At 68.0% G+C, this 11,627-nt stretch carries 13 protein-coding genes; 8 read left to right on the top strand and 5 right to left on the bottom strand.

Going from position 1 to position 11,627, the window contains the following annotated elements:
- The first annotated feature begins 87 nt into the window (after positions 1 to 87).
- Entirely contained in the window at positions 88 to 456 is a 369-nt protein-coding gene (locus JW364_RS13515; RefSeq protein ID WP_205333684.1) for a VOC family protein, read from the top strand.
- Positions 457 to 496: 40 nt separating this feature from the next.
- Positions 497 to 1,084 carry a mismatch-specific DNA-glycosylase gene (locus JW364_RS13510; RefSeq protein WP_205333683.1) on the top strand — a complete coding sequence of 196 codons (588 nt, stop codon included), beginning with the start codon at positions 497 to 499 and terminating at the stop codon, positions 1,082 to 1,084.
- On the opposite strand, the gene JW364_RS13505 is transcribed toward JW364_RS13510, so the two are convergent.
- Genes JW364_RS13505 through JW364_RS13490 form a run of 4 tightly spaced genes read right to left on the bottom strand, consistent with a single transcriptional unit; the run spans position 1,065 to position 3,599 of the window.
- On the bottom strand, positions 1,065 to 1,361 hold the full coding sequence (locus JW364_RS13505; RefSeq protein WP_205333682.1) for a DUF503 domain-containing protein: 297 nt from the start codon (positions 1,359 to 1,361) through the stop codon (positions 1,065 to 1,067). The two genes, JW364_RS13510 and JW364_RS13505, sit on opposite strands and share 20 nt — an antisense overlap.
- Complete coding sequence (gene ppk2, locus JW364_RS13500; RefSeq protein ID WP_205333681.1) at positions 1,361 to 2,191, bottom strand: polyphosphate kinase 2; 831 nt, start codon at positions 2,189 to 2,191, stop codon at positions 1,361 to 1,363. Before ppk2 ends, JW364_RS13505 begins: the two co-directional genes overlap by 1 nt.
- Before the next feature lie 11 nt (positions 2,192 to 2,202).
- The gene (locus JW364_RS13495) at positions 2,203 to 3,186 is read right to left on the bottom strand and encodes a malate dehydrogenase (RefSeq protein ID WP_205333680.1); all 984 of its coding nucleotides are present in this window, start codon (positions 3,184 to 3,186) and stop codon (positions 2,203 to 2,205) included.
- Complete coding sequence (locus tag JW364_RS13490; RefSeq protein WP_205333702.1) at positions 3,183 to 3,599, bottom strand: META domain-containing protein; 417 nt, start codon at positions 3,597 to 3,599, stop codon at positions 3,183 to 3,185. The genes JW364_RS13495 and JW364_RS13490 overlap by 4 nt, the downstream gene beginning before the upstream one ends.
- Before the next feature lie 88 nt (positions 3,600 to 3,687).
- On the opposite strand from JW364_RS13490, the gene JW364_RS13485 reads away from it, so the two are divergent.
- The gene (locus JW364_RS13485; protein WP_205333679.1) at positions 3,688 to 4,902 is read left to right on the top strand and encodes a hypothetical protein; all 1,215 of its coding nucleotides are present in this window, start codon (positions 3,688 to 3,690) and stop codon (positions 4,900 to 4,902) included.
- 36 nt (positions 4,903 to 4,938) lie between these two features.
- Here the strand turns inward: JW364_RS13485 and JW364_RS13480 are convergent, their stop codons facing one another.
- Positions 4,939 to 6,486 carry a hypothetical protein gene (locus JW364_RS13480; protein WP_205333678.1) on the bottom strand — a complete coding sequence of 516 codons (1,548 nt, stop codon included), beginning with the start codon at positions 6,484 to 6,486 and terminating at the stop codon, positions 4,939 to 4,941.
- A 153-nt stretch (positions 6,487 to 6,639) separates the two neighbouring features.
- Between JW364_RS13480 and secA2 the strand changes: the two genes are divergently transcribed.
- From secA2 to JW364_RS13455, 5 genes are all read left to right on the top strand, one after another.
- Positions 6,640 to 9,051 carry an accessory Sec system translocase SecA2 gene (secA2, locus tag JW364_RS13475; protein ID WP_205333677.1) on the top strand — a complete coding sequence of 804 codons (2,412 nt, stop codon included), beginning with the start codon at positions 6,640 to 6,642 and terminating at the stop codon, positions 9,049 to 9,051.
- On the top strand, positions 9,048 to 9,677 hold the full coding sequence (locus tag JW364_RS13470; RefSeq protein WP_055475391.1) for a CDP-alcohol phosphatidyltransferase family protein: 630 nt from the start codon (positions 9,048 to 9,050) through the stop codon (positions 9,675 to 9,677). The genes secA2 and JW364_RS13470 overlap by 4 nt, the downstream gene beginning before the upstream one ends.
- A 20-nt stretch (positions 9,678 to 9,697) precedes the next feature.
- On the top strand, positions 9,698 to 10,102 hold the full coding sequence (gcvH, locus tag JW364_RS13465) for a glycine cleavage system protein GcvH (protein ID WP_055475392.1): 405 nt from the start codon (positions 9,698 to 9,700) through the stop codon (positions 10,100 to 10,102).
- A gap of 315 nt (positions 10,103 to 10,417) precedes the next feature.
- Complete coding sequence (gene garA / locus JW364_RS13460) at positions 10,418 to 10,870, top strand: glycogen accumulation regulator GarA (RefSeq protein ID WP_055475393.1); 453 nt, start codon at positions 10,418 to 10,420, stop codon at positions 10,868 to 10,870.
- A gap of 41 nt (positions 10,871 to 10,911) precedes the next feature.
- Positions 10,912 to 11,598: a MerR family transcriptional regulator gene (locus JW364_RS13455; RefSeq protein ID WP_137810012.1), complete on the top strand. Its 687-nt coding sequence runs from the start codon at positions 10,912 to 10,914 to the stop codon at positions 11,596 to 11,598.
- Positions 11,599 to 11,627 lie beyond the last annotated feature (29 nt).

Genomic DNA, 11,627 nt, shown 5'->3' with positions numbered 1-11,627 from the left:
GTCCTTCCGGGCGGCTAGCGGCGAACGTGCCGACGATCTGCCCGCGACCGCCCGGGGATGTCGGTGGCCGGGAGTAGCTTGGCAGGCATGAGTCTCGCACTGGGCATGATCACCGTCGACGCACTCGCGCCCGCGCCCCTGGCGACGTGGTGGGCCGAGCAGCTCGGCGGCCGCATCGTCGAGGACAACGACGGTTACTTCGTCGTCGTCGCGGTCGGGGAGGGCGGGCCGCTGTTCGCGTTCCAGCAGGTCGAGGACCCCACACCTGGCAAGAACCGCATCCATCTGGACCTGACCACCGACGATCTCGAGACGGAGGTGGATCGACTCGTGGCGGCGGGCGCGAGCCGGATCGCCGATCGTGAGATGCCCGGCTTCGCGTGGGTGACGCTCGCCGACCCCGACGGCAACCAGTTCTGCGTGTCGGCCCGACACGGTGCGGAGACGGCATCCTGACGCGTTCCCGCATCGCCCGGCCGGATACCCGGTGTGCCTGATGGGATTCACCCGGGCCGACCTGCTCGCCTACCGAGACCGCACCGTCGACGACCTCGTGGGCGAGGGCTGCAAGCTGCTGTTCGTCGGCATCAACCCCGGCCTGTGGACCGCGGCCACCGGTGCGCATTTCGCCCGGCCCGGCAATCGGTTCTACCCGGCGCTCGCCCGGGCCGGCATCGTCGACCACGTGATCGACGCATCGACGGGCATGTCCGACGCCGACCGGACGATGCTGCTCGACAGCGGCGTGGGGATCACCAACGTCGTGCCACGCGCCACCGCGACCGCCGCCGAACTGACCGTCGACGAGTTCCGCGAGGGGGGACGCCGCCTGCGCGAACGGGTTCGTGAGATCCGCCCACGGGTTGTCGCGGTCGCCGGGATCACCGCGTATCGCAGCGCGTTCGGGCGCCGCGATGCCGTGCCGGGGCGGCAGGACGAGACGTGGGACGGGGCCGAACTCTGGGTGGTCCCCAACCCGAGCGGACTGAACGCGCACGAGACGGTCGAGTCCCTCGCGGCCGCCTACCGCCGGGCCGCGGTTGCCGCCGGGGTCGTCGACGACCTCAGAAGTCCTCCGAGCTGACGACCCGGCGTCGCACCGACAGCAACTCGACTTCGGGATGGGCTGCCGCAGAACGTTCGACGGCGTCGAGCACGTCGACGACATGTCCGCGGTCGGCGGCCACCGCACTGACCCCGATGACGGTTCGCCGATGGACGTCGAGGTGTCCGACCTCGGCAGCCGTCACCGTGTACCGCTTGCGCAGGTCGGCGACGATCGGTCGCACCACGGACCGCTTCTGTTTCAGCGAGTGCACGTCACCGAGCAGATAGTCGAACTCGCAGAACCCGATCCACATCAGTGGTCGGTGCGGATCAGCGTCGCCACGTGGTCGGGTACGTACTTGGACAGCGAGCGCGGCGGGCGGTGATAGTTGCCCGACTCGATCGGATGCTTGGGCAGCGACACGCGGGGGCGGGGGACCTCGGCGTACTCGATGGTCGACAGCAGATGCGAGATCATGTTCAGGCGAGCATGCTTCTTCACGTCGGATTCGACGACGTACCACGGACTCAGCGCGGTGTCGGTGTGGACCATCATCTCGTCCTTGGCGCGCGAGTAGTCCTCCCACCGGTACACCGACTCGAGATCCATCGGGCTCAGCTTCCATTGCCGCACAGGGTCGTTCATGCGTGACCGGAACCGCTTGAGCTGTTCGTCGTCGGACACCGAGAACCAGTACTTGCGCAGCAGGATGCCGTCGTCGATGAGCATCTGCTCGAAGATCGGGGTCTGCCGCAGGAACCGCGAGTGCTCCTCGGGGGTGCAGAAACCCATGACCTTCTCCACGCCGGCGCGGTTGTACCAGGACCGGTCGAACAGGACGATCTCGCCGGGCGCGGGCAGATGCGCGACGTAACGCTGGTAATACCACTGTCCGCGTTCGCGATCCGTCGGCGCCGGGAGCGCGGCGACCCGTGCGATCCGTGGGCTCAGATACTCGGTGATGCGCTTGATCGTTCCGCCCTTGCCGGCAGCGTCACGCCCCTCGAAGATGACCACGACGCGGGTGCCGCTGTCACGGACCCATTCCTGGAGCTTCACGAGTTCGGTCTGCAACCGGAACAACTCCGCCTCGTAGACCTTGTTCCCGATCCTGGCCCTTTTCGCCTTGTCCTTCTTCGACATGAGCAGAAACACTACGGGGTGGACACGGCCTCGCGCTCGGATTGGAGTTCGGCGACCGACGCGTCGATCCGCGCCCGCGAGAACTCGTTGATGTCGAGACCCTCGACGATCTGCCACCGGCCGTCGACCGAGCGCACCGGAAACGAGCACACGAGTCCCTCGGGGACTCCATAGGCTCCCGGGGACGGCAGCGCCACCGACGTCCAGTCGTCGGGCGGTGTCCCGAGCACCCAGTCGTGGACATGGTCGATGGTGGCGTTCGCCGCCGAGGCCGCCGACGACGATCCGCGAGCCTCGATGATCGCGGTGCCACGGCGGGCGACGGTCGGGATGAAGTCGTCGACGAGCCAGTCACGGTCGGCGGCGATGTCCGCGCCGCTTCGGTTGCCGACCCGGGCGTGGAAGATGTCGGGGTACTGCGTGGCGGAGTGGTTGCCCCACACGGTGACCCGGCTGATTTCGTCGACGCCCGCGCCGGTGCGTCGGGCCAACTGGGCGATGGCGCGATTGTGGTCGAGGCGGGTCAGGGCGGTGAACCGGTCGGCCGGGACCTCGGGCGCGTTGGCGGCGGCGACCGCGGCGTTGGTGTTGGCGGGGTTGCCGACGACGATCACCCGGATGTCATCGGCGGCAACGTCGTTGATGACCGAGCCCTGGGCGGCGAAGATGTCGGAGTTGGCGGCCAGCAGGTCGGCGCGCTCCATGCCCTTGGTGCGCGGACGGGCCCCGATGAGCAGACCGAAACTCGCCCCGTCGAACGCCTTGCGCGGATCGTCGAGGACGTCGACGGACTTCAGGAGGGGGAACGCGCCGTCGTCGAGTTCCATCGCGGTGCCGACTGCGCCGGAGATCGCCTGCGGGAGTTCGAGGAGTCGGAGAGCAACCGGTTGGTCGTGACCGAGCATCGCGCCGGCGGCGATGCGGAAGACGCTGGCGTATCCGATGCTGCCGGCGGCACCCGTCACGGTCACCGTCACCGGTATCCGCCGGTTCATGCCGGCTTCTCGGTCAACAGGACCTGCGCCGCGGGGCCGACGAGGATGAGCGCGTGGCCGACCGAATACCAGGTCAGCGGTTCCTTCGTGAACTCGGTGACCCAGGTGTCGGCCTCGGCGCGCGGCCCGGGGCAGGCCATCATCGTCGAGGCGAGGGAACCCAGGCGCAACAGCGAGTTGTCGACGCGGAGGTCGCCGATGTGTCGGTTGCAGCCGGCCGACAGAGCGATCCGGTTGGCGGCGGGGAAACTGACCTCCAGCGGTCCGCCACCGGGGATCTGCTCCCCGGCCACCGCGGTCGAGGTGTAGGTCTTGCCGACGAAGCCGGGGGCGGGGGGAGCGGCGACCGCGGACCCGGGGCCGACGAGCATCGTGCCGGCCGCGGCGATCACCGCGCTGAGCAGTAAGGCCATGCGTAGGCTGATGCGGTGTTCGCCGGAACTCACGTGCACAACGGTAGCCGACCGGACAGGGGATGGATATGACGAATGTGGGGGATCCATGGTCCCGGTGACGTGTCGGACCGAGTACCTGACCGGTCGCCACCATCGTTCGGCCACCGCCGCCTGGGTCCTCATGGTCGCCGGGATGATCGCACTCGTCGCGCTCAACATCGCCGGGGTCGACGGTCTCATCACGTCGGCGGTGGTCGGTGGCGCGATCGCGGCGTCGTTGCTCGGGGCGGCCTTCGGCCGGCTCGGTGAACGCGGCGCGGTCCTGCTGACCGTCGACGACGACACGGTCTACTTCGGGAACGAGGACCGCACACTCGTCGGCTACCCGCTCGACTCGCTCGTCACGGTGGCCGTGGGTGGGCCGGCGGACGCGACTTCGGAGATGGCCGGCGAGCGTGCGCGTCACCTGACGGTCGTCGGGCAGAAGTATCTGAAACTCACCTTCGCGAGCCGGGACGGTGAGCCCGTTCCCGCCGACCGGACGCCACCCGGCTCGCGGGACGAGTCCGACGACACGCCCGAGACGGAGTTCTGGCGGGTCGCCGTCGTCGAGGGGGATCCGGCGGTCGCGGAGATCCTGGCCCGACTCCGCCGGCACGCGCCCGAACGCATCGCCACGAAGAAGAAGGGCGCCCCGACGCCGGCCGGGTCGCGGGCGGCAGCGGCGAGCGCCCCGCCGGACGAAACGGTCGACCTGACCCGACCCGCATCCGGCGGGCCCCGGATCGCCGACGCGGGTTCTGACGAAGCGGCGCAACGGTTGTGGGAGGAAGCGGCGCGTCGCCACGACGAGGTCCTCGGCGCCTACGGAACATACGAACTCGATCCCGCCATGCTGCTGAGGTATCCGGCCGTGACCGACGTGACGGTCGAACAGACGCAGACCTTCCATCTCGCGCTCGACGAGGCGATGGCTCTGCGGACCGACGACTACCCGGACAACCGCTCGCGCGCCGACGCCTACCAGCAGTCCGTCGCCAGACTGCGGCGGGCCTGGATCGCCTGCGAGAAGAACGGCCGGCGGGTGGGCGCAAGCTACCTGGAGCAGACCGATCAGGACGACCTCGATCGCGCGCTCAAGCTCTACAACCACGCCGCCGCCAGCAGCACGCCGGCCGAGCAGGCGACGTACTACGGCCGCGTCCGCGACATCGTCACCACAATGACCGATCGCGGGGTGCTGCATCCGCCCGAAGCGGCGGTGGCCGAACTGCAGGCCGTCACGCGGAGGGCGCTGGAAGCGGGGACGCCGAAGGTGTGAGGCCGGCCAGTGTGGTCGCGCCGGCCGGCTCCGGCGTCAGTACCGGCCTTCCTTGATGAAGCGTCCGTCCAACGAATAGACCGCCTCGGCGTCGTCGGTGTTGGCGATGTCCATGCGGATGACGAACTGCGGAGCCTCGTCGATGCGGTTGCGTTCGACCTCGACGCCCACCGCATCGCGGTCGTACTCCGGGACCGACGCACGTCTCATCAAGTCGGCCCTGACCTGGTCGAGGGTGTCTGCCGAGATGCTGTCGAAGCGGAAGCCTTCGCTTCGGTAACGGCCTTCGCTGACAGAGGCCACCGGGAATTCGCCGGGCGCGACGGCGACTTCGCCGCCACGGTCGCCGAGCCGGTACCGGACCAGGACCCCGCCAGAGTTCTGGATGATGCTCGCTGTGACCGGGGACACACCGTCCGCTGTCCCCTGGATGATGAACTCCTCGATGACGGGTGCGTCCAGAGGGACACGCGCAGCCGCCAGTTCACGTCGTGCCAGTTCAAACGACTTGGCGAAGTCCGCGGGGTCGAAGAACTCGGCGACGGTGCCGTCGGGTGTCGCCTGGACAACGTAATCATCGACGACGCCCTCGTCGGGTTCGATGGTCCCGGTGATCAATACCGGACCGTCCGGTCCGCGCCGTTCGATGACCACCTTGTCCAGTTCCGGTTCGGTGGAGTACGGCCGGACCGCCGCCACCATCGGGTCGGCGAGTGAGCCAAGCGTGTTCGGGTCGATGGCCGCGGCGTCGAAGGTCTTGTTCGCTCTTTCGGTGTTGGGCACGACTGACGAATTCGAGTACCCGTCACCGATGTTGATCGTCCTGGCACGGCCGGTAGTGGGATCGAAGACGCGCGCAGAGGCCGACGGAGAGCCGATCTCGTAGTCGAGTTGCAGCACGTTGTGTACGCCCTGCGGGCCCGCGTATTCAGCGATTGCATCCAGCATCCGCCGATGGTGATCGGCGAGAGTCGCCGCGTTGTCTTCGTCGGCCTCGTCGTCGGAATCAATCGCGGAATCGAACCCGGAGAGCGACGGCCCCTCGACGTGCCACCCGCCGGCGACACCGAACAGCAAGGCGCCGGCCACGAGCAGGGTGACCGCGGGATAGACGAGCGCCCAGCGGCCGGGCTGATCGTCGAATTCGGGGGTCTCCGGCTGGTCGCGGGGCGGGAGAGCATCCGGCGGCAGTGTCGTGAACGGGGTGTCGGTCAGCGACTGGAAATTCCCCTTGGTCATCGAGGTGATCCAGCGCGCCCGGTACGCGGTGTCGTTCGGTGGGTTGATCCTCGCGGTGACCATCGTCGGTTGCGAGTCGTCGGCGGTCAGGCTGCTGCGGGTGAGCGCCTCGACCTCCACCTGCGGGGCGTCCGGCGACGTGGCGCGCCGGAACTCCGGCAGTTCCGACACCCGGGAAGCGCGGGGACTGACCGCGATGCCGGCGAAGACCAGGGGGATCCCGAAGAACAGCGCGACCCACCAGTCGTTGAATGCACCGAGGCCGACCCCGACCGCGATGAGCGACCCGGCGATCGTCGCGCGCAGGAGACGGAGTCGAACCCTGGTCCGGCGAGTCCTGGTCATGGGCCGTCCTTAGTCCTCGAACCGAATCGGGTGGACTGATCATAATGTCGGCGTCCTCGGTCGACCAGCGGCCGCGTACCGTTGTTGCTGACCTGACCCGCCCGGAGGGGGTGGGTCGCGACGGAACCGGGAACGATCAGGAGAAATGTTTCGGTGGGAAAGCTGAGCAACAGCATGTGGCGCCTTCTGGGCGCCCAGTCGACTCGCAACCAGTCGAAGTCGTTGGGTGTGATCAAGGACGCCGAAGCCCACACCGACTGGGCCGCCGAACTCGCCGACGACGCGTTCGGCGCGGAGGCCGAGAAACTCGACATCGCCGAGAAGCCCGCGGACCGCGCGAAATTCCTCGCCCTCGTCCGCGAAGCCGCCGACCGCACCATCGACCTGCGGCCGTTCGACGTCCAGTTGCAGGGCGCCCTCCGGCTCCTGGAGGGCGACATCGTCGAGATGGCCACCGGTGAGGGCAAGACGCTCGCCGGCGCCATCGCCGCGATCGGCCATGTGCTGCAGGGACATCAGGTCCACGTGATCTCGGTCAACGACTACCTGGCGACCCGCGACGCGGAGTGGATGAAGCCGCTGTTCGATGTCTTCGGCATCACCGTCCACGCGGTCTCGGAGAACTCGAGCCGCGAGGAACGGCGACGCGCCTACACCGGGGACGTCACCTACGGGTCGGTCAACGAGATCGGCTTCGACGTCCTGCGCGATCAACTCGCCCTGTCCGAAGCGGACCTCGTCTCGCCGACACCCGACGTGGCCATCATCGACGAGGCGGATTCGGTGCTCGTCGACGAGGCGCTCGTGCCGCTGGTGCTCGCCGGTTCGACCGAGACCGAGGTACCGGACGCGGCGATCCACGACGTCGTGTCGCGGATGAAGAACAAGCACTACGAGGTCGACGCGGAGGGCCGCAACGTCACCCTGACCGACGAGGGTGCGGTGTTCGTCGAGGAAGAACTCGGCGGCATCGACCTCTACAGCGAGGAACACGTCGGCACGACGCTCGTACACGTCAGCATCGCCATGCACGCCCACTATCTCCTCGAACGCGACATCCACTACATCGTCCGCGACGGCGGCGTGCACCTCATCAACGCCTCGCGCGGCCGCGTCGCGCAGCTCCAGCGCTGGCCCGACGGGGTGCAGGCCGCGGTCGAGCTCAAGGAAGGGCTGACGCAGACCGATTCGGGTGAGGTCATCGACACCATCACGGTGCAGGCACTGATCGGCCGCTACCCGAAGGTCTGCGGCATGACCGGCACCGCGCTCGCCGCCGGCGAGCAGTTCCGCCAGTTCTACGAACTGCGCGTCTCGCAGATCCCGCCGAACACCCCCAACGTCCGGACCGACCTGCCCGACCGGGTCTACGACACCAAGGCCAACAAGGTCGAGGCGATCGTCGCCTACGTCAAGGAGATCCACGAGACCGGACAACCCGTCCTCATCGGTACCCACGACGTGGCCGAGTCCGAGGAACTCGCGTACTTCCTCGACAAGGCCGGGGTGTCGTCGGTCGTGCTCAACGCGAAGAACGACGCCGAAGAGGCGAAGATCATCGCCGAGGCCGGCGCCCGGGACGCCGTCACCGTGTCCACCCAGATGGCCGGACGGGGCACCGACATCCGCCTGGGCGGTTCGAAGGACGACGCGGACGCCCACGACGAGGTCATCGAACTCGGCGGGTTGTGCGTCGTCGGCACGGGCCGCCACGACACCGAACGTCTCGACAGTCAGCTGCGCGGACGCGCGGGGCGTCAGGGCGATCCCGGTACGTCGGTGTTCTTCTCCAGCCTCGAGGACCCGGTCGTCACCAAGAACCTCGCGTTCAAACGAGATCCCGTGTCGCCCAACGAGGACGGTTCGATGGGCAGCAAGGGTGTCGACCTCATCGAGCAGGCCCAGCGGATCGCCGAGGGCGTGATGCTCGAACTCCACGCGAACACCTGGCGTTACAACAAGCTGGTCAATCAGCAGCGGGACATCATCGTCGAACGTCGTATGCAGATCCTGACCACCGACGCCGCGCTCGAAGAGCTGGCGGATCTGGAACCGGACCGCTACGCGCAGTTGACCGGGAGCACGACGACGGCGGAGACCACCACCGATGAGGCCGACGCCGAGAAGGCCGACGCCGAGAAGGCCGACGCCGAGAAGGCCGCGACCGATCACGGGGCCACCCCCGCCGTCGCGCCCGTGCCTCGCGAGGTGTTGTCACAGGCCGCGCGCGAGATCGTGCTCTACCATCTCGACCGCGCCTGGGCCGACCATCTCGCGTTCGTCTCCGACGTCCGCGCCAGCATCCACCTCCGGTCGCTGGGCAAGGAGAGCCCGCTGGACGAGTTCCACCGGCTGATCCTCGCCGAGTTCGCCGATCTGCCCGGTACGGCCCTCGCGAAGGCGCGTGAGACGTTCCGGGAGGCCGACATCACCCCCGACGGCGTCGACCTCGGGTCGGCGGATCTGCACCGGTCGACGACCACCTGGACCTACATGGTCCACGACAACCTGTTCTCCTCGGGCGGAGCGAAAACCCTGCAGGGCATCATCGGGATCTTCCGGTGACCGAGCCGGAGGCGGCGACCACGCCGGCTCCGGACCGGATCGTCACGGTCCCGAACGCGTTGAGCGTGCTTCGGCTCGCACTCATCCCGGTGTTCGTGTGGCTGCTCCTCGTCGAGAAGGCGGACGGCTGGGCCTTCGCCGTCCTCATGTTCTCGGGCTTCTCCGATTGGGCCGACGGCAAGATCGCGCGACTCCTCGACCAGTCGTCGAAGATCGGTGCGCTGCTCGACCCGGCCGCCGACCGGCTCTACATCGTGATCATCCCGATCGCGTTCGGCATCCGGGAGTTCCTGCCGTGGTGGCTGATCGGTGTGATCATCGCGCGCGACGTCCTGCTGTTCGCGTCTGCGCCGCTGTTGCGATCGCGGGGCGTGCTGGCGCTCCCGGTGCTCTACATCGGCAAGGCGGGGACCTTCGCGTTGATGAGCGCATTCCCGTGGCTTCTTGCCGGACAGCTCGATTCGATCGTGGGGACCATCGCCTACCCGATCGGCTGGGCTTTCATGATCTGGGGCGTCGGACTGTATCTGTGGTCCTTCGTCCTGTACTGGTATCAGACGATCCTGGTGATGCGGCTCATGCCGCCGCGTCACCCGGCAGGCGACTCGGCAGACAGTAGAGTCTGACGAGGACGAAAGGGGTTCGCGTGACCGACAGCAAAGTGCCAGAGACCTTGCGCTACACCGCGGAGCACGAGTGGATCGAGCGACTCGGGCCGACGACGGTGCGCGTCGGGATCACCGACTACGCCCAGGACGCCCTCGGCGACGTGGTGTTCGTCCAGCTACCCGAGAGCGGTGCGGAGGTGACCGTCGGCGAGTCGTTCGCCGAGGTCGAGTCGACGAAGAGTGTCTCGGACATCTTCGGGCCGCTCGCAGGCACGGTGTCGGCGGTGAACGACGCCCTCGACGCCTCGCCGGAACTGGTCAATTCGGACCCGTACGGCGAGGGGTGGCTGGTCGAGATCGAGGCGGCAGACGAGGCGACCCTCGACGAACACCTGGGTGAGGTACTCGACGCCGCGGGGTACCGCGCCGTCATCGAGGGGTGAGTTCTCCCGGCCGTGAACGGCCGGAGCCCCGATCGACCCGGCTGATCGCCTCCGGAACGATATGATCGTCGATGCCGGAGTCGACTCGCGCGCCGGTGGGATCGGCAGGACCGGTACGGTTACGGCAGTGGGAACGAGGCGCGACGTGACACCGATGCTCACGATCTCGCGCCGAGAACTACCCGGCCGCACAAGTCATGTAGATTCGACCGGCCATCGTGGCGAGAGCCGACGGGCACCGTCCCAGGCGATGCCGGCGGTTCCGAGAACGAGGTTGGCGACTGTGCGGTCGGCACTGACGACGACGAAGGAGAAGTGGTGAGCGAAAACGACAGGGACTTCGAGGCGCCGGTGGAGACCACATCGGTGTTCCGGGAGGAGTTCATCAATGAACTCGATGCCGGGACCAGCACCTCGAGTGAGCCGGCCGACACGGGGGTCGAACGACTCGCTCCCGGGACCGCGCTGCTTGTCGTGAAGCGAGGACCCAATGCGGGGTCGCGGTTCCTCCTCGATCAGCCGACGACCTCGGCCGGCCGGCACCCCGACAGCGACATCTTCCTCGACGACGTGACCGTCAGCCGTCGTCACGCCGAGTTCCGTCTCGGCGACAACGACTTTCAGGTCGTCGACGTGGGCAGCCTCAACGGTACGTACGTCAACCGCGAGCCGGTCGACACCGCGTCGCTGAGCAATGGCGACGAGGTTCAGATCGGCAAGTTCCGTCTGGTGTTTCTCAGCGGTCCGCGCGACGAAGCAGACGCCTGACACCCGTGACGGCGTCCACGGCCCCCCGCGGCGAAGGATCGATGTCGATCGGCACGGTTCTCGCCCAATTGCGTGATGACTTCCCGGACATCACGATCTCGAAGATCCGATTCTTGGAGTCGGAGGGTCTGGTGACCCCGGAGCGGGCTCCGTCGGGGTATCGGCGGTTCAGTCAGGCCGACTGCGAACGGCTGCGGTTCGTGCTGACCGCGCAGCGGGACCGGTATCTCCCGCTGAAGGTGATCAAGGAACAGCTCGACGCGATCGACAACGGCAACGGCGGTTTCGGTCCTGGCGGAACGCGCGTGCTGTCCGCGGCCCGCGGGACCGTGGCGCCGGCCACCGACTTCGGTGCGCGCGCCGGACGCGTCTCCCGGGAGTCGCTGATCGAACGCACCGGGGTGGATTCGGCGTTCGTCACCGAACTCCAGCGCAACGGCCTGTTGGCCGCCGGGCCCGCCGGGTTCTTCGACGAGGACGCCGTACGGCTCGTCGAGGCGGCCGCGGCCCTGGCCAGTTACGGCCTGGAGACGCGTCATCTCCGGGCATTCAAGGTGTCCGCAGATCGCGAGGCGGGCCTCGTCGCCCAGATCGCCAACCCGATCGCCAAGGGCAAGGGCACCGGTGCGCGCGACCGTGCCGAGGAACTCGTGCGCGAGATCGCGGCCTTGTCGGTGACGCTGCACACGCAGTTGGTCAAGGCGGCCGTCAAGGGTGCGCTGGACTGAGATCGCGGTGCGCGCGTGCGACCGCCGCA

Source organism: Gordonia sp. BP-119 (genome assembly GCF_016924115.1).
Classification (GTDB): Bacteria; Actinomycetota; Actinomycetes; order Mycobacteriales; family Mycobacteriaceae; genus Gordonia; species Gordonia hongkongensis.
The sequence above is the reverse complement of the archived record's forward strand: the minus strand, read 5'-3'. Positions and strand labels throughout refer to the sequence as shown.

Bases quoted from the DNA above. Each gene is read 5' to 3' on its own strand.
- JW364_RS13515 (WP_205333684.1), top strand. From the start codon at position 88: ATGAGTCTCGCACTGGGCATGATCACCGTCGACGCACTCGCGCCCGCG.
- JW364_RS13510 (WP_205333683.1), top strand. From the start codon at position 497: ATGGGATTCACCCGGGCCGACCTGCTCGCCTACCGAGACCGCACCGTC.
- JW364_RS13505 (WP_205333682.1), bottom strand. From the start codon at position 1,361: ATGTGGATCGGGTTCTGCGAGTTCGACTATCTGCTCGGTGACGTGCAC.
- ppk2 (WP_205333681.1), bottom strand. From the start codon at position 2,191: ATGTCGAAGAAGGACAAGGCGAAAAGGGCCAGGATCGGGAACAAGGTC.
- JW364_RS13495 (WP_205333680.1), bottom strand. From the start codon at position 3,186: ATGAACCGGCGGATACCGGTGACGGTGACCGTGACGGGTGCCGCCGGC.
- JW364_RS13490 (WP_205333702.1), bottom strand. From the start codon at position 3,599: ATGGCCTTACTGCTCAGCGCGGTGATCGCCGCGGCCGGCACGATGCTC.
- JW364_RS13485 (WP_205333679.1), top strand. From the start codon at position 3,688: ATGGTCCCGGTGACGTGTCGGACCGAGTACCTGACCGGTCGCCACCAT.
- JW364_RS13480 (WP_205333678.1), bottom strand. From the start codon at position 6,486: ATGACCAGGACTCGCCGGACCAGGGTTCGACTCCGTCTCCTGCGCGCG.
- JW364_RS13455 (WP_137810012.1), top strand. From the start codon at position 10,912: ATGTCGATCGGCACGGTTCTCGCCCAATTGCGTGATGACTTCCCGGAC.